Source organism: Fictibacillus aquaticus (genome assembly GCF_002245695.1).
Taxonomy (GTDB): Bacteria; Bacillota; Bacilli; order Bacillales; family Fictibacillaceae; genus Fictibacillus; species Fictibacillus aquaticus.
Genome location: NZ_NOII01000001.1, coordinates 723,362 through 740,182 on the forward strand (window position 1 = coordinate 723,362; position 16,821 = coordinate 740,182).

At 42.8% G+C, this 16,821-nt stretch carries 19 protein-coding genes; 5 read left to right on the top strand and 14 right to left on the bottom strand.

Features of this window, described 5'->3' with window-relative positions; all coding sequences use genetic code 11:
* The first annotated feature begins 66 nt into the window (after window positions 1-66).
* Window positions 67-216 (top strand): hypothetical protein, encoded by a 150-nt coding sequence (locus CGZ90_RS20620; RefSeq protein ID WP_165766753.1) that lies wholly within the window; start codon window positions 67-69, stop codon window positions 214-216.
* A 36-nt stretch (window positions 217-252) separates the two neighbouring features.
* Here the strand turns inward: CGZ90_RS20620 and cysC are convergent, their stop codons facing one another.
* From cysC to wecB, 7 genes are read right to left on the bottom strand one after another with little or no spacing between them, the layout of a single operon-like run.
* A complete protein-coding gene (gene cysC, locus CGZ90_RS03800; RefSeq protein WP_094250996.1) occupies window positions 253-849 on the bottom strand; it encodes an adenylyl-sulfate kinase in 597 nt (198 codons plus the stop codon).
* Window positions 839-1,966 (bottom strand): sulfate adenylyltransferase, encoded by a 1,128-nt coding sequence (gene sat, locus CGZ90_RS03805; RefSeq protein ID WP_094250997.1) that lies wholly within the window; start codon window positions 1,964-1,966, stop codon window positions 839-841. Before sat ends, cysC begins: the two co-directional genes overlap by 11 nt.
* A gap of 19 nt (window positions 1,967-1,985) precedes the next feature.
* Window positions 1,986-3,008, bottom strand: a complete 1,023-nt coding sequence (locus tag CGZ90_RS03810; protein ID WP_094250998.1) for a glycosyltransferase family 4 protein — start codon at window positions 3,006-3,008, stop codon at window positions 1,986-1,988.
* A gap of 18 nt (window positions 3,009-3,026) precedes the next feature.
* Window positions 3,027-3,944: an NAD-dependent epimerase/dehydratase family protein gene (locus CGZ90_RS03815; protein WP_094250999.1), complete on the bottom strand. Its 918-nt coding sequence runs from the start codon at window positions 3,942-3,944 to the stop codon at window positions 3,027-3,029.
* Window positions 3,926-4,750 carry a dTDP-4-dehydrorhamnose reductase family protein gene (locus tag CGZ90_RS03820; RefSeq protein WP_094251000.1) on the bottom strand — a complete coding sequence of 275 codons (825 nt, stop codon included), beginning with the start codon at window positions 4,748-4,750 and terminating at the stop codon, window positions 3,926-3,928. The genes CGZ90_RS03815 and CGZ90_RS03820 overlap by 19 nt, the downstream gene beginning before the upstream one ends.
* Entirely contained in the window at window positions 4,747-5,733 is a 987-nt protein-coding gene (locus CGZ90_RS03825) for a polysaccharide biosynthesis protein (protein ID WP_094251001.1), read from the bottom strand. The genes CGZ90_RS03820 and CGZ90_RS03825 overlap by 4 nt, the downstream gene beginning before the upstream one ends.
* The gene (gene wecB, locus CGZ90_RS03830; protein WP_094251002.1) at window positions 5,726-6,817 is read right to left on the bottom strand and encodes a non-hydrolyzing UDP-N-acetylglucosamine 2-epimerase; all 1,092 of its coding nucleotides are present in this window, start codon (window positions 6,815-6,817) and stop codon (window positions 5,726-5,728) included. The genes CGZ90_RS03825 and wecB overlap by 8 nt, the downstream gene beginning before the upstream one ends.
* 184 nt (window positions 6,818-7,001) lie before the next feature.
* Between wecB and CGZ90_RS03835 the strand changes: the two genes are divergently transcribed.
* A complete protein-coding gene (locus CGZ90_RS03835; protein WP_094251003.1) occupies window positions 7,002-8,078 on the top strand; it encodes a glycosyltransferase family 4 protein in 1,077 nt (358 codons plus the stop codon).
* A 20-nt stretch (window positions 8,079-8,098) separates the two neighbouring features.
* Here CGZ90_RS03835 and CGZ90_RS03840 read toward each other — a convergent pair whose 3' ends face one another.
* The 3 genes from CGZ90_RS03840 to CGZ90_RS03850 form a co-directional block, all read right to left on the bottom strand.
* On the bottom strand, window positions 8,099-8,839 hold the full coding sequence (locus CGZ90_RS03840) for a glycosyltransferase (protein ID WP_094251004.1): 741 nt from the start codon (window positions 8,837-8,839) through the stop codon (window positions 8,099-8,101).
* 8 nt (window positions 8,840-8,847) lie between these two features.
* Entirely contained in the window at window positions 8,848-9,768 is a 921-nt protein-coding gene (locus CGZ90_RS03845) for a glycosyltransferase family protein (protein WP_094251005.1), read from the bottom strand.
* A gap of 62 nt (window positions 9,769-9,830) precedes the next feature.
* The gene (locus CGZ90_RS03850) at window positions 9,831-10,064 is read right to left on the bottom strand and encodes a hypothetical protein (RefSeq protein WP_094251006.1); all 234 of its coding nucleotides are present in this window, start codon (window positions 10,062-10,064) and stop codon (window positions 9,831-9,833) included.
* Between the two features lie 252 nt (window positions 10,065-10,316).
* On the opposite strand from CGZ90_RS03850, the gene CGZ90_RS03855 reads away from it, so the two are divergent.
* Window positions 10,317-10,709, top strand: coding sequence for a hypothetical protein (locus CGZ90_RS03855; RefSeq protein WP_094251007.1), 393 nt, complete (start codon window positions 10,317-10,319; stop codon window positions 10,707-10,709).
* Between the two features lie 132 nt (window positions 10,710-10,841).
* Here CGZ90_RS03855 and CGZ90_RS20625 read toward each other — a convergent pair whose 3' ends face one another.
* Together CGZ90_RS20625 and CGZ90_RS03865 are read right to left on the bottom strand one after the other, a co-directional pair.
* Window positions 10,842-10,985, bottom strand: a complete 144-nt coding sequence (locus CGZ90_RS20625) for a hypothetical protein (protein ID WP_165766754.1) — start codon at window positions 10,983-10,985, stop codon at window positions 10,842-10,844.
* A gap of 67 nt (window positions 10,986-11,052) precedes the next feature.
* Window positions 11,053-12,882, bottom strand: coding sequence for a monovalent cation:proton antiporter family protein (locus tag CGZ90_RS03865; RefSeq protein ID WP_094251009.1), 1,830 nt, complete (start codon window positions 12,880-12,882; stop codon window positions 11,053-11,055).
* Between the two features lie 150 nt (window positions 12,883-13,032).
* Between CGZ90_RS03865 and CGZ90_RS03870 the strand changes: the two genes are divergently transcribed.
* Complete coding sequence (locus CGZ90_RS03870; RefSeq protein WP_094251010.1) at window positions 13,033-14,178, top strand: FtsW/RodA/SpoVE family cell cycle protein; 1,146 nt, start codon at window positions 13,033-13,035, stop codon at window positions 14,176-14,178.
* Window positions 14,179-14,246: 68 nt separating this feature from the next.
* Entirely contained in the window at window positions 14,247-14,984 is a 738-nt protein-coding gene (gene prpE / locus CGZ90_RS03875; protein ID WP_094251011.1) for a bis(5'-nucleosyl)-tetraphosphatase PrpE, read from the top strand.
* A gap of 144 nt (window positions 14,985-15,128) precedes the next feature.
* On the opposite strand, the gene CGZ90_RS03880 is transcribed toward prpE, so the two are convergent.
* Both CGZ90_RS03880 and CGZ90_RS03885 read right to left on the bottom strand, forming a co-directional pair.
* Window positions 15,129-16,022 carry an RluA family pseudouridine synthase gene (locus CGZ90_RS03880; RefSeq protein WP_094251012.1) on the bottom strand — a complete coding sequence of 298 codons (894 nt, stop codon included), beginning with the start codon at window positions 16,020-16,022 and terminating at the stop codon, window positions 15,129-15,131.
* A complete protein-coding gene (locus CGZ90_RS03885; protein ID WP_094251013.1) occupies window positions 16,019-16,819 on the bottom strand; it encodes an NAD kinase in 801 nt (266 codons plus the stop codon). Before CGZ90_RS03885 ends, CGZ90_RS03880 begins: the two co-directional genes overlap by 4 nt.
* Window positions 16,820-16,821: the final 2 nt, after the last annotated feature.

Below are 16,821 nucleotides of genomic sequence, written 5' to 3' on the forward strand. Positions count from 1 at the left end.
CCTAGTCCCCTGCTTCAGAATAGGATAGAAGTAGATTCATGACTATGAAAAAGGGGAGAGGCAAAGATGAATAAAAAGTATGTGCAAAAGAAATACAATGAAGTGAAATCCGAAAAAGCTAAAGCTGCTTCGACGAAAACATTGTTCGGAACACCTAAGCCCTCTGGCTGTGCGACTTGCGGCAAAGTAACATGGAAGCCGAAAAAAAGCAGCTGAATTATATAAAACAAAGCGGCCCTTGCATTGGCCGCTTTAATTTTTTGATAAATGCTTATTTATATAACTGATGACTTTTTGTACACATTCATCTAGGCTGAGAATATCTGAATCCAGTATGAGCTCTGGCGCTGCTGGCTCTTCATAAGGTGCGCTAATACCGGTAAAATCTCCGATCAGCCCTGTCCTCGCTTTTTTGTACAATCCTTTAGGATCTCTTCTCTCACACTCTTCTAAACTGCATTTCACGTAAACCTCAATAAATTCATCAGGAGTGAATAGTGACCTGACCGATTTTCTGTCTGATGCGTAAGGAGATACAAAAGCAGACAAAGTAATGATGCCTGCGTCCACAAACAATTTAGAGACCTCTCCAATTCTCCGTATATTTTCGGTGCGGTCAGATGACGAAAAGGTCAAGTCCTTGTTTAATCCATGCCTGATGTTATCACCGTCTAATAAATAAGTGGAGATTCCTTGTTCATGCAGAGTTTTTTCAACCTTAGCTGCGATGGTTGACTTGCCAGAGCCTGACAGCCCGGTAAACCAAAGGACAGCACTTTTATGTCTGTGAAGCAGCTGTCTATCCCTTTTGGAGACGGATGTCTCCTGCCAGAAAATATTATTGTCCAATGTCTTCACTGCCTTTCAAACCGCGAATCAAAATATCGGCCACTTCGCCTCTTGTGAACTCTTCAGGAGGTCTTGTTCCATTACGGAGCATCTTTCTCACCATCGTGCCTGAGAGTATCATTCTATCCATTTCACTGTGAGGGCATGTTTTTATTGATGCCATCTGTCCGCATTTACGGCAGTAAAAACTATGATCGAAAAACATCGGCACAATACCAAGTTCTTCTATTGTAAACGTGGAGAATATTTTCTGAGCGTCATACGTTCCATAATAGTTTCCAACACCCGCATGGTCACGTCCTACGATAAAGTGGGTGCACCCATAATTTTTCCTCACAAGAGCATGTTGTACCGCTTCTTTTGGTCCTGCATATCTCATGCTCGCTGAAAATGTTCCGAGGAGCACCCTTTCACTTGGATAATAATGCTTGAGAAGCTCACGATAGCTCTCCATGCGGATCGATGCCGGAACATCATCGTTTTTCGTTTCACCAACGAGCGGCTGAATAAAGAGTCCATCAACTGTTTCCATAGCGCTTTTCTGAATATATTCGTGAGCTCTATGAATCGGGTTTCTCGTTTGAAAACCGACAACTGTCCGCCAGCCTTTCTTTTGAAAAAATGCTCTTGTTTCATTCGGTGTAAACGTTTCTTCTGGAAAAAGGAACGGCGGACGCTTTGTCATCCAAACAGGACCTGCCGCATATACATCCCCTCTGCTCATCATCTTCTTCACACCGGGGTGTGCTGGATCTTCTGTCAGGTAGACTTCAATTGCTTCCTGCTTTTTATCAGGCTGATAATATTCTTCAAGAAGCATATATCCATATTCAATGCTGTTATGGATCAGCTTCACATATGCCCCAGTAGGAATGACCGAAATATCCTGCATTGAAACTGGAAGAACGATAGGAATGCTCCAAACTGCTCCGCTCAGCAGACGCATATTTTTTAGAACTGAGCTGTATTCAGTTTGTTTTAAAAAACCTGTGAGGGGCGAATAGGCACCGCAGCATATTAGATACATATCAGCTATAGCCGTATCATCCAGCATCAAGCTGTATGGAGTATCAATGCTGCTGTCCACGAACCTTTCAGAGATTATTCTTTCCTTCAATTTATACCTCCCTTTCTGTTCAGCAATTTTTTAATCCCGCTTCAAACATGGCCGCGCTTCGTTCCCAAGTCCATTTTTGCGCTTCTTTCATGCCTTCCTCCGCTAAACTGCTGCGCAGAACGCTGTTTTGCACAAGCTGAACGATATTAGCCGCAAGTTTGTTTTCATAACGGTGTGACACTAAACAATTTTGCATGTTTCGGCAATAATCCATATTGCCTCCTGCATTTGTGGCAACTAAGGCAGCACCGGTTTTCATCGCTTCAAGCCCGGGAAGTGATGCGCTGTCATACAAAGAAGAACTGACAAAAATATCGGTTTGATTCAAATGGTAATTGAGTTCGATATCGTTTGCCGGTGTATACACTTTTAGCCAAGGTGTTTTTTCTAATTTCTGCAAATGTGGAGATGTGCTGAATTCTTCAGGAGGTATGATAAGGTTAATGATGACGGAAGGAAAGGAGGTTTTCACTTTATAAAGCTGTTCTATAAGATAATCCTGATCACGGTGCCAAGAAAATCCTCCTTCAGGTCTCCGCATGATGGCGCTGATTTGTATTGGATCGTGCGGAACGCGGATGCCAAGATTTTTAAAATCTGAAGCAATTCCTACAGGAACGATGTTTCCTTTTATGCCATGATTCAAGTAAATGATCTCTTGCTGCCATTTTGACAGTACAAAAAGACTGCTTGTAGAATGATAGGTTGTAAATGAATTGTGGTTATTCTCTAAAAAAGTCGGCTCATAGCACAGACTAAGACGTGCATGCTTGCCTTTTCCGAGTTTGCTTGCTTTATCTGCTTCTTCAACCGTAGTGTAAAAATTTGAAACAATAACATCTGAAACGGGAAATTCTGCAGCTTGAGGCAGCGCGCCTCGTACTCTTATGACCGGAACAGAGAGAGGATACTCAACTGTTCCGCCGCGAGGCATCAGGATTTTAACGTCATGTCCTCTTGATGCAAGCCGGTTTGCCAGTTCAGCGAGCATCCGCTGCGCCCCCCCTTTACAGAGAGTAAGTATTGGAAATGTAATCTTCATGGGTACTCTCCTTCAACATCATTTCTTTACCTCTGATCGCAAAATGTTAAATATATCTTTGATAGAATCTTCAAATGCAATGTTTGGCTGCCAGCCGAGCTTGTTTATTTCAGACAAGTCATATACAGCAGAATTACTATTCTTGGCCGCATGCAATTCTTTTGCTTCAAACACGACCGCTGACTGCTTTTGAAGTTCAGCGGCCACGTCTCTTAACGTTCTAGGGCAGCCTGACGCTATCGTATATTCCTCTCCAGATATACCTTTACAAAGCAGTGCCTCATATGCCCTTACAGCGTCTCTTACATCCAGATAGTCCCGCTCACTCTGAAAACTTGAAACTTCTAAAATGCGGTCTGCTTTACCTATTTCCATCATGACAATCCTTTTGGCGAGAATTGTACATATTCCGTTAGATGGACCAGGACCTATGAGGTTAGCAGGCTTGGCGACTATTATGTTCATGCTGTAAAGATATGACCATGAGCGAGAGAGTGTACTTTGAATCGTCTTCGAGAGGCTGTATGGGTGAGGCGGTGTAGTCATTGTTCCAGCATCTGTCTGAAGCATTGAACCTGTGACGACGACTTTAGCCTCCTTTGCACCTTCTCTTATTGCTTCTAAAAGATGAACAGTGCCCATCACATTGCTTTCCATACAGAGGGAAGGATCTGCCCAAGATGCGGCTGCAGAATTCATGCCGGCAAGATGAAGGACAAACTGAGGCTTGACAGCATCCACAACACGTGCGGTCACTTTTCCATCAAGTAAGTCTCCAACAGCTAGGTCCCATGGGAATTTTTCTTCTGGAAGCCGTCTGTAAAGACCCGTAACACGGTATCCTTTTTCATGAAAATAGCTGCAGGCATGCCTTCCAGTAAAGCCTCCTGCTCCAGTGATCAAGATCCGCCTTTCCTTCAACGCGTATCCATCCATTCCTTCAGTTCCTTCAGCATTTCCTCATAAGATGGGACTAAAAAGGAAGAATGAGTACCGCCGTTTTGCAGTGATTTATCATTTACTGCCTCTTCGTAAGGCTCGATCATAACGTCACCTTTATTGAACGTTTCTTTAAACAAATGCAGCAAATCATATTTCGAAATTTTTTGCGGTACTGCTAGCTGAATGAGCCCTGAAGCATTATTTTCGGCCGCTGCGAGAATGACTTTGGCGAGCTGAAGTGTCGTCACACCGTTCCAGAAAACATTTTTATAGCCTTTTACCGTTCCAGTTTTATTCATGAACCATTGAAATAAACCGATGCCTTCCTTCAGTTCCGGACCGATAATAGACGTTCTGATTGTCAGATGCGGTCCGTAATGGACTTCTCCTAATATTTTTGTTCTCGCATACACACTAGTGCCATCCGGTACATCATCTGCACCATAATTGCCCTTTTTTCCTGAAAAGACGCAGTCTGTGCTGATGTGGATCAGCTTTCCTCCATAGCTGTCCAGAAGCTCAGCAATATAATGCGGCAGGTAGCTGTTAATGAGAATTGCACTCCCAGGCTTTTTTTCAGCAAAATGATTTAATATGCCTATACAGTTGATCACCACATCGGGCTTCACACTGTAAATCATTTCTTTTACTCTATCAAGATCAGCCGCATCCAAATAATAGCCTTCTGCATCATCTATGTCTCTGGATGTGTATCGGACATCGTGCGGGCTGTTTTTTTGAAGGTAAGAGTTGACCATATGGCCGGCCATCCCTCTTCCTCCTAAAATGAGCAGCTTCATGATAGAAAACCGCCTTTATGCAGCATTTTCTTTATTTCATCCTTTGACATCAAATTGTCCTCTGAGCTGTAGCTCTTCAGGTCCGCTTTTTCGTAAATAGAATAAAACTCATTCAACCCATCAATTGGAATGGTCGGCAATATCACAAAATACTCATTATCATACAGCACGCTCGTGACGCTCTCGTACTCAGAAAGAAGCAATTCATGCAGCTTTTCCCCTGGTCGGGTGCCGATCTCGATCATATCGACATTCTCAACACCAGATTCTTCAATAAGGACCTCTGCAAGGTCAGTAATTTTGCACGTCGGCATTTTCATGACAAAAATCTCGCCGCCCAAGCTCTCATACGTTGCTTTGAAAAGAAGCTTGATCGCATCTTGAAGAGTAAGAAAAAATCGGGTCATCCGCATGTCAGTGATTCCGACCTGTCCTTTTGTTCGAATATGGTCCTTAAAAACGTGAATCACACTGCCATTCGTACCAAGAACGTTTCCGCCTCTCACACAGACAAACTTTGTTTTGGATGAAAGAAGATTCGCATGGATGATCAGCTTTTCTCCTATGGCTTTTGTCATTCCGTAAAAATTGGAAGGGTTTGCTGCTTTATCTGTCGAGATGTAGATAACTTTGCTGACCCCATTTTCAATCGCCGCTTCAATCACATTCTCCGTGCCGGTCACATTTGTTTTTAGCGCTTCGTAAGGCTGGTGTTCACAGATGGGCACATGCTTCAGGGCGGCAAGATGATATACATAATCCACGCCGGCGCTTGCTCTGTTAACCGCATCCTTATCACGGATATCCCCAATAATAAACTTCAGCTTGCTGTTGTTATCAAAAAGGCGCTGCATCGAAACCTGGCTTGCTTCGCTGCGGGAGAAAATCCTGATTTCTTTCGGCCTTTTCTGCAGCAGCTGCTTTACAAGCTCATGCCCCCAAGAGCCTGTTCCTCCCGTAATTAAAATGGTACTGTTATACAACTTTTTTTCCTCCTAACAAAAATTTCACGACTTTCTCAGAAACATGAGGATCTTTATATCCTTCTGGAAAATCCCATTCCGGCTTCTGATTGAGCATCACTTGGACAGCCTTTGCAATGTATTCGGATTTCACACCTGAAACACTGTTGCTGCCGCATTCTACCGTTTCCGGTCTTTCTGTGCTGTTTCGCATCGTGACTGCGGGCACATGAAACAAACAGCACTCTTCCTGAACCGTTCCACTGTCTGTCAGGACACACAGCGCGTTTTTTTCAAGTTTTATAAAGTCAAAAAATCCAAACGGCTCATGGAACTCTACAAGCGGATTCATGGCAAGTCCGGTGAGAGCACTGATTTTTTGCTTTGTTCGGGGATGCACAGAACAAATTACTCGTTTCTGATGCTGCTCTGCTACTATGTTCAGCCCGCTTAGGATTTCATTTAAATTGGCGGGGTCATCAACATTTTCAGCACGATGAGCTGTAACGAGAAAATAGTCTTTGTTCTCTAGTCTCAGAGCGTCTAAAACGCTGCTTTTTTCAATTTGCTCACTGTAAGCGGTCAAAACTTCGTATATCGGGTTTCCTGAAACCATAATTCGCTGCACAGGAAAGCCCTCACGCAGGAGGTTCTCTCTGCTTTGCGGAGTATACGGAAGATTAAAGGAAGAGATCGTATCGATGATTTTCCGGTTTTTCTCTTCTGGAACTTTTAGGTCAAAGCAGCGGTTTCCCGCTTCCATATGCACGACGGGAATGTTCATCCGTTCGGCCAGCAGTGATACAAGTGCACTATTCGTGTCACCTAAAACAAGGACTTTATCTGGTTTTTCTTTTAGTAAAATCGCCTCTATCTCTGAAAACATGCCTGCTAGCTGATTTCCAAGAGAATAGGAAGGGAGCTTGATTGTATAGTCAGGTAGTCTTACATCCAATTCCTGAAAGAAAATTTGGCTGAGAGTATTCGTGTAGTTCTGTCCCGTGTGGACGAGAATATGCTGATCAGCTAAAAGATCAAGCTTTTTAATGATCAGGCTTAACCGGATGATCTCAGGTCTAGTACCGAGTACGGTTAGTATTTTCATTGAATTTTCCTTTCCTTGTGCAATGCATTTATACACTTGTAATAAGGTATGAATTTCTTGCCATGTTGCATAGACAAGCAACTAGTAAATGATAAAAACGGCTATTGTCTTCATATAAATAAAAGAACGGTTTAACGTCTCTGCCATAGAATGCATTATATGGAATCTTCAAGGGAGTGCTTCAATGAAAATATTGTTTGTCTTTTACATTCCAAGCGGCGGAGTGGAAACGCTGAACCGTCAAAGATGCAACACACTAAAAAAACATGGAATTGAATGCCACCAGCTTTATTTGGAAAACGGCACGGGGATGCAGAACATACTTGATATTCCTACATTTATAATGAAGGGCGATGCCCAGATTAATGAGCTGTTAAACCGTGAACAATATCAATGCATTATCGTCTGTTCGAATTATATGATCCTTCCCCGAATCAGGGCGGCTGGTTTTAAAGGAAGCCTTATATATGAAGTACAGGGTCTTGGCAGCAAGGAAAATGCAAAAGATATCCTTATCCATGCAAAACCATTCGTTCATGCAAACGGCAACGGCCTTCTCTATCCTAAAACTCCCCACCTTAATGAATTAATCCAAAAATATTACAAAGATATGCCTCAATTTTGCTTTCATAATTTAATGGATACCGAGCATTTTACTTATCAGGAAAACAACGCGCCGGAATATCCCGTCATCGGATGGGTCGGCAGAATTGAGGAAAATAAAAACTGGAGAAGTTTTCTGGAGATTGGTGCCGCATTAAAGCAGCATAAACCAAACTTAAAGCTTTGGATGTTTGAAGATGCTACACTGTCAAAGCCCGCGGAACGGAACCGATTCACCCAGCTCCTTCAGCAGCTGAACATGAGCGGTTATATAGAGACATTCTCAAACATCCCGCACGAGAAAATGGCGGATTATTATTCAAAGATCGGGAATTCCGGAGGATTTTTATTGTCTACTTCAAAAGTGGAAGGATTCGGTTATGCGGTGGCCGAAGCGATCAGCTGCCGCTGCCCTGTGCTCACGACGGATTCAGACGGTGTAAGAGCGTTTATCATCCACAACCAGAGCGGAAAATTCTTTACAGCAGGTGATACAGCTCATGCTGTGCGTGAAGCTCTGGATTTAATGGATAACACGCATCTTCGCGACGCAATAAAAACAAACGCACTCAACCACTTAAACGCCAATTGCAGCCCTGCTCAATATGCGGTGAACTTTAAGCAGATGCTTCGGACACTCGGGCACGTCATAACATGAAAAGAGCTGACACGCATGTGTCAGCTCTTTAATTTACCGCTTTTTATCTCTGCTTCGATCGCCGCTTTAAAAGCTGCGTTTGTTGATGCCCTGTGACGATTCTTCGTTTGAAGGATCTCTTGAGGAATGCTTTTGCGATGTTTTTTCGTCCCCATTTCACCGTGAACCCGGTAATAAACTAGGGGCTCAGAAATATAGTGGAAAGAATGTTTTGTCAGGATGCGCAGCCAGAAATCGTAATCTTGCGTGTAAAGCAAGGATTCATTAAAATAACCGAACTCCTGAAAAACGTCCATCCGGACCATAACCGTGCAGCCATTAATGATGCAGCCTCTTCTCATCTTATGGATAAACTGCGAAACGAGCGGAAAGCCAATTCCTGCTGGCTGCGAAATCACTTTTCCGCGTTCATCGATCAGATAATAATTCATATAAGATACACAAGCATTCAAGCTTTCAAGAACCTGCACCTGCTTTTCTACTTTTTGCGGCAGATACAGGTCGTCTGAACTCAGCCAGGAAAAATACTTGCCGGTTGCAGCACGCAATCCGGCGTTCAGCGCAGAAGCCGTTCCGCCGTTTTCTTTTTGAATGTAGATAATGCGGTCTAAATATGGCGTTATTCTCTCGGTATGATTAATGGATCCATCATTCACAACGATAACCTCTTTGTCCTGATACGTTTGATTTAATGCGCTTTCGATCGCTTTATCAACATAAGCACAGTTGTAAAAAGGAATGATGATCGAAACCTTTGCCAACTTCTCCCCTACTTTCTATTTGATAAATAATGGGTAATAGCGTGAAGCATTTCTTTTGCTCTGACAGCAGTTGTATGCCTTTCTGCAATGAGACGCATCCCATTTTGAATGATTCTTTCCCGTTCTTGTTCATTCTGTAAATAATATTCAGCTTTTGCTTTTACGTTCGCTTCATTTACAGCAACGAACGTTTCACCGTCAACAAAACCGAGGTCCGTAAGTTCCTGTGAACTCGAAGCTAAGAGCAGTGTACCGCATGCAGGAACTTCAAAGTATTTCAGCACCGGGAAATGATGGATGGAATCACATGTTAAGAATATTTTTGCACTGCTGATTAATCTCGCATATTGTTCCCCAACAATCCCCCTGCGCCCCATGCCGTAACCGGGGTGTGAATGATGAACAAATCCGCTAACATTGCTGAACTGCTTAATCATATAATCGCGGAAAGGATACAGATGAGGAAACGACGCTCCCATTAACAGAAAGGGAATCTCTTTTGGCACAGGATATCTTTTAAAGATTTCAGCAGGAACATGGTGTGGGAACCAGACAAGTCGTTCACTATGGTCGGGAAACCACTTTAGAAATGCATCTCGATAGTGGCTGAAGATCAGAGCTGGCTTTTCCTGGTGAATCAAATAGTTCCGTTTTGATAACTTATAATGCATATCGTGCATGATAATTCCATGAGGTATAGTCAGGTCTTTTAATCCTCTAATAAACGGGCGATAGTCCGGCTTATAATCGTTCAACAGAATAAAATCAGGCTTAAAAGGAATCTGATTAAGGATGTCTTGTATGATGCCGTCTGAATACCATAGATATAGGTTTGTAATCTTCTCCAGCTCTTTTGCTAAATAAAAACTGCTGCGTTCAAGCTGGTGTGAGTGGTCTCTTGTAATAAATAGAAGATTAATCTTTTTCATTCTACGCTCCTTTACTTTTTATTTAAAAAGCCCCACGCGAGGCATGGGGCCAATTTCATTTCTTAAAGGTCGATTAGTAGAATTCTATCTAGGTTTACGTAGTATAGGGTACCGGCTCCTGAGCCAGCCTGTGAAAATACAACATAATCCAGGCCAACTTCAACCACTGTAACTCCAGAAAGATCCGGTGTTCCTTGAGGCTGGTTCGAATTCTGCAGAAACACTTCAGTAACTAACGTTTTGTTTGCAAGCAGTTTAACTAGAAAACCGCGAAGAGTACTAGCGTTTGATGACATTAAATCAACACTCCTTATAAAACTTTCAGGCTTTTCAGCCGTAATTTCAGTATATGAATAAGAAGTTTTTTTCGTTTGGACAACTGTCCCTTTCTATTAAAATCGGGCATTTTCTATCTATTAAAGCCTATTTTACACAAAATAGTATGAAAGCCTAAAACCAATTCGTCCTATTTTCAATATAGTATATTAACCTGATAACGACGAAGAAGAAATCAGGTACATGTATCTATTTCAAAGGAGGAATAAACATTGAGTTTATTTCATAATAATGGCTCATGTTGCGGCAACACTGCTGGTACGTCTCATAAGAAGTCCACTAGCTGTGTTTGCGAACTACTAAAAGCTCTTGCAGATGCGCAAAGCAATCCATGCAGAATGGGTGCAAGACAGCAAGTACGATTAGTCCTAAAGGGAAGCAGCGCACCACTAAACGTGAACAACGTTGCTGAATTTTTAGGAACTGTGTTTACACTAGTAAGCTTTGACCCGGCAACAGGCTGCGTAGTTCTAACATTTGAAGAGCAGAACCTAGTAGCACCACCACCGCCATCATTTACAAGAACAATCGTACTAGACTGCAAATGCATCTGTGCAGTTATCTGCATCGAACCTGGTACAACACCGCCAGTTGTAACAGCATAATTTTTCAAGCTGAAGAGTATAGGATACAGCTTATAAATTATTGCAAAAAGGCTGAAGAGTATAGGATACAGCCGAAAATGAGAAAACACCCCGGAGCCCATCGAGAGCCTTCGGGGTGTTTCTTTCATTTGTTTATCCTTTTGATGTCTGAATGTCTCTGATCTCACATCCGCATTTTTTGCAGCGGTAGATTACATTCTGGTTAGACTGTGCGGTAAGTACGGAATCTAGCTTCTCTTGTGCATGGCAGTCCGGGCAAATAACTATCGGATTCAATATTACATCTCCTTACAACGTTCATTTTACATATAGCATTCGCTACTATAAGAAAAATTATAAAAACCTAGCGAAGAACTTTTCGCAGCTGCTTAATATATGACCCGCTGCCTGTCACTATCAGCCTGTCGCCGACCATCAGCTCGGTGTCGCCATGCGGAACGATGGATTCGGATCCTCTGTATATCCGGACGATGATGACATCACCGAGAAACGGAAATTGGCGAAGCAATGACTGATGATATTCACCATTTTGCATCACAATTTCATGCAGGGCATGATCCTGGGTTGTTAAAATATCAAATATAGAAGGATTTTCAATAAACGCGCTCAATAAAAGCTGTGATGAGAAATAAACCGAATACACTTCAATTCCTTCCTCTTTAAGCGCCTCCCTCATCCCCGGATCTTCAATACGTGCAATAATACGTCCGGCACCTTGCTTTTTTGCCTGAAGCGAAATAATTTCATTCGTGTCGTCTAAACCAGTTGCAGCAACAACTATGTCGGCTTCAAAAGCGCCTTTTTGCGACAGCTGTTCACACTCATAGCTGTCCACCTCATTGATTTGGAAGGAAGCAAGCTGTGCCCGGTCTTTTTCTTCTTCTTTTTTATGATAGATTTTTATCTCATACCGTTCATGCTCCAGCAAGTTCGTTACCGGAAGAGTGAACTGGTTTGCTCCAATTATGCTAAGTCTAAGCTTTCTATGTGCTTCATTCTGTTTAGGTATGAGCTTTTTGAAGAATATCGGTGTGATGATGCAGCTGATTACGGCAGTTAATATTAATGCTGATGAAGTCCTGGCATCAATGACATTCATCCTCTCGCCGATTTTAGCAGCAGCGATGACGAGCGACAAAGTACTCGTCAGCAGGAAACCAGAAGCGGCCACTGTTTTCCAGTCATACCATCTTCTTAAATATAGTATCGGCAGGAATTTTGAGACCAGCAGGCCGATTAGCAGCAATGGAATTAATGCAAGTACTTTTGGGTCTTTAAACAATGACAGGATATCCAGCTCTACCCCTACCATGACGAAGAAGATGGGAATTAAAAAGCCATACCCGAAAGAGTCTAATTTTTGAACCATCAGCTTATTAGGCGAAAGCAGCGAGACAAGAACACCTGCTAAGAAAGCTCCTAAAATATTTTCCGCACCCACTTTTTCTGACAGACCCACAAGGACGATAATCAATGTGAACACGGCACGGGTGTCGAGCTGGATCGTTCCTTTGGATAAAGACTCGATGAACGAGTGATGCCTGACAAATCTTCCGATAAAATAAAGAATTACACCTGCCCCAAACAGCAGGAGCAGCAGCCACATTCTTCCGCTCTCTCCCGCTTGAAGAGAAACAAAAAGGGCTAAAAGTACCATCGTAACGAGGTCAGCTATGACTGCGACAAGCAAAATGATCTGGCCGATACCTGATTGAGACATGTTTTCTTCTTTTAATGTAGGAACGACGACACCTAAAGAAATGGTCGAGATGATCAATGTCATAAATAACGCATTCTCAGTAAAATTCATCCAGACAAAAAGAACAGAGATCAAATAGGAAAGAATAAAAATAAGCAGGAAAACAACACTTGCGGCTTTTACACGGTTCGGTTCATTGGATTTCTTGGAATCTTTTTTGCTGTTAGCAAAGATTGAAAAATCAATTTCTAGCCCACTCAAAAACATTAAGAATATAAATCCTAGCAATGACAAGATTTCAAGCCATGCATCAGGGTGGACAACGTTTAATCCGCTCTTCCCTAAAACAATACCCGCAATTATCTCTGCTACAACTACAGGTATTAGTTTCAGACGAAACTTTTGCAGCAGCAGCGGAACAAAAAATGCTGTTAAGCTGACAATGATCAGTGAAGTAAAAGAAGCATGTTCCATTGTTATCCTCCTAACACAGTATGTCCGTCGATTATCCATAAAAGCTGTAAATATTTCAAATAAAAACAATGGTTTTTTGTTTTCAAACATTTCTCTTTTAGGTAAGATAGTACATGTTACGTAAAGGGTTACTTAAGGAGTTGTACGATTTTGGAAAACAACCACAAATCTCCATGGCAGCAGATTGACTACAATTTGCTCTTTCTTTTATTTTTGATGCTCTGTACGAGCTGTATCGCTATCTACAGCGCACAGCTTATCGGCCAATACGGCGAAAACTTTGTACTAAAGCAGATCGTCTGGTATGTAATTGGCGGTATTGCCATTGTAGGCGTCATGATATTGGATTATGACCAGTTCAGAAAACTTTCTTGGTATTTGTATGGAGTCGGAATACTTTTGCTGCTAGGGATCATGGTGTTCGGATCTGAAGTTAACGGCGCGAAAAGCTGGTACAAATTTGGCGGGATTGCTTTTCAGCCTTCTGAGATCGTGAAAGTGTCACTTGTTATTACGATCAGCAACATCATCGCAGGACATAACGAGAAATATATTATCCGCACGATGCGCGAAGATTTGCTGCTTCTCGGCAAAATCGGGCTTGCGGCCGGCGGTCCCATGCTGCTTGTACTCATGCAGCCTGATTTAGGGACAAGCCTTGTCTTTATCGCAATTACGGGAAGCCTTTTGCTCGTTTCGGGTATCCGCTGGCGCATCATTCTTTCACTCGTTGCTCTTTTCTCATTATTCGTTTCTGTTTTAGTATGGATTTACTTTACTTTTCCCGAATTTTTCATGGCTCATATACTTGATGCATATCAGCTCGACCGCTTTTATGCGTGGCTTGATCCATACGGGCATCCAGATGCAGGCTATCATACACGCAACGCTCTTCTTGCAATCGGATCTGGCATGCTTTTCGGAAAAGGCTTTAAAGAAGGCGCTATATACCTTCCCGAAGCTCAGACGGATTTTATCTTCTCCGTCATCGGCGAAGAATTTGGTTTCTTAGGAACAAGTATCGTTATCTCGCTCTTTTTCCTTATGATCTACCGAATGATCAACACAGCACTTGAGAGCAATGAGCCATTCGGCAGCTATCTCTGTTCAGGCGTGATCGGAATGCTCACGTTCCAAGTATTCCAGAACATAGGGATGAACATACAGGTCATGCCGATTACCGGTATCCCTCTTCCTTTTATCAGTTACGGCGGAAGCTCCATCCTGGCTTGTATGATCGCATTCGGTCTCGTTTTGAACGTCCGTTCGCGAACAAGAAAATATATGTTCGAATAAAACACCTGGCTTTTCAGGTGTTTTTTTTATGTTCAAGCCGTATTCTACATATAGGAGGTCGTTGCAGCATGAAAGTAGATGTAATCGGAGATATTCACGGTTGTTATGAAGAGTTTGCCGCACTTACTGAAAAGCTTGGATATGAGCTTAATAAAGGAAAGCCGCTGCACCCTGAAGGAAGAAAGCTCGCTTTTGTGGGAGATTTGACTGACAGAGGGCCATCTTCTCTAAAAGTAATCGAACAGGTTTATTACTTGGTAAAAGAAGGTGCAGCTTATTATACGCCGGGAAACCATTGTGATAAGCTTTACAGATATTTTCTAGGAAGAATAGTGCAGATCACGCACGGCTTAGAAACCACAGTTGAAGAGTATGAAAACCTTTCAAAAAAAGAGCAAGATAGAATTAAAAAGATGTTTATCTCTCTCTACGAAAATGCCCCTCTCTATTTAACATTAGATGATGGCAGATTGGTCGTAGCTCATGCCGGGATTAAGCAAGGGTTTATCGGAAAGTCAGACAAGAAGGTAAAGACATTCGTGCTGTACGGAGACATTACCGGAGAAAAGCATCCGAACGGGATGCCTGTAAGAAGAGACTGGGCAAAGGAATACAGCGGTGAGCATGTCATCGTATATGGCCACACCCCGGTTAAAGAAGCAAGACATGTAAACAACACATGGAACATCGACACTGGCTGTGTGTTTGGCGGCAAGTTAACAGCATTTCGCTATCCTGAGAAAGAAATCGTAAGCGTCCCTTCCTCCATGCCTTATAAGGAAGAAAAATTTCATCAATTTGATTGAAGAAGTGCCGGGGTCCGGTACTTCATATGGACATTTTCAAGTTTAATTCCGAGTGGTATAGACACTGCTTCATTTAATATTTGTTTTGAGCATGTCAAATTATTACAGAAGCGCAGACCTCCTAGGTTCTGCGCTTTCGTGTGTTTAATCTATCCACTTCATCATATCTTCTGGCAGTTCAGCTTTCACAATGATTTCTTTTTCAAGAAACGGGTGGTAAAATGCTGCTTCCGAGCTGTGAAGCGCTTGCCTCTTCATGTAATCTTTGCTTCCGCCATAAAGATCATCACCTGCAAGAGGGTGACCGATGTATGACAAATGAACTCGGATTTGATGGGTACGTCCTGTTTCAAGGTTCAGTTTAATAAGTGTACCTTCAATCGCTGAAAGCTTTTTAAGCGGAGTCACATGTGTAACTGCGTGCTGACCATCCTCACATACCTTTCGTTCGATGATACTGTCAGTGTTCCTCCCAATAGGAGCATCGATTGTTAGCGGTGAAACAATCTCTCCTTCCGCGATCGCCGCATATTTACGATGATAGTTCCCTGCTGTCTGCTGCTGCGACAGCAGCGAGTGGGCAAAACGATGCTTAGCGATCAGAACGACTCCAGATGTGTCCCTGTCCAGACGGTTAACCGCATGAAATGTCGCTTCTATTCCATTGCATTCATAATAATGAAGAACTCCTTGAGCAAGTGACCCATTCTGCTGATAGCGGGAAGGAATGGTTGGGATGCCAGGGGGCTTGTTGACCGCCAGAAAGTGCTCGTCTTCAAATAAAATATCGAGCGCCATCGGAATGCCCTCCATGTGCGTGCTTACAGTCTCGGGAGGAAAAATAACCGTCACAATATCGCTTGCAGCAAGCTGTTTCCTTACACTCTCTTCTTTACCGTTCACATACAGAGCACCGCCATTAAACTTAATATCAGTGAGAGCTGCCTTTGAGATTCGCTTCTTTTTTAAAAATTCTCTTAATAAAACGGGACCGTCATTAGCGCCGACGGTCCAGGAAATCGTAAAGTTTTTTTTCATTCTCGTTCTCCGATAAATGAATCCTTAACTCGTTTCCAGAAAGGAAATGGCCTGAAACGGGCGAAGCGGATTTTCTCCTCAGCTACACGGCATTGAATCGATTTTACCTTTTTTTGAAGGAGAAAAAGGTGATCGATCGTTATGTGGAAATCAACATTATTGATCGGCTTCAGCAGACATGTATGATGCTGCGGCAGAACGAGCGGTGATCCGATCGTTCGGAACACACGGTTGTTGATGGAAGCCATCTCGGCAATCTGAATGCTCGGCAGCGATGGATGGATGATGGCTCCGCCAAGAGCTTTATTGTATGCTGTGCTTCCAGATGGAGTCGACATGCAGAGCCCATCTCCCCTGAACGTTTCGAACCGGTCGCCTTTGATGTCCACGTCCATGACAAGCGACCCTTCCACACTCTTCACCGTACATTCGTTAACAGCCAAATATCTTTTTTCGTCCATATCATCTAAATAACGGACAGTCACTTCTAAGAGCGGGTATTCTACAATTTGAAATGGCGTTTTCGCGATATGGATTACGAGTTTTTCAACTTCCTCTGGTGTCCAATCGGCAAAAAAGCCAAGGTGGCCTGTATGTACACCTACGAATGCGGTTTCATTTACACGGTGTGCATAATGATGAAATGCGTGAAGCAGTGTGCCGTCACCGCCTACCGTGATGACGATTTCAGGAGTCTGATCTTCATATTGAAGATCAAATTCTTCAAGATATGTCCTGATTTTAGCAGCGAGCGTGTTGGATTTTTGGTCGCCTTTAGAAATGATGGAAAATTTCATAG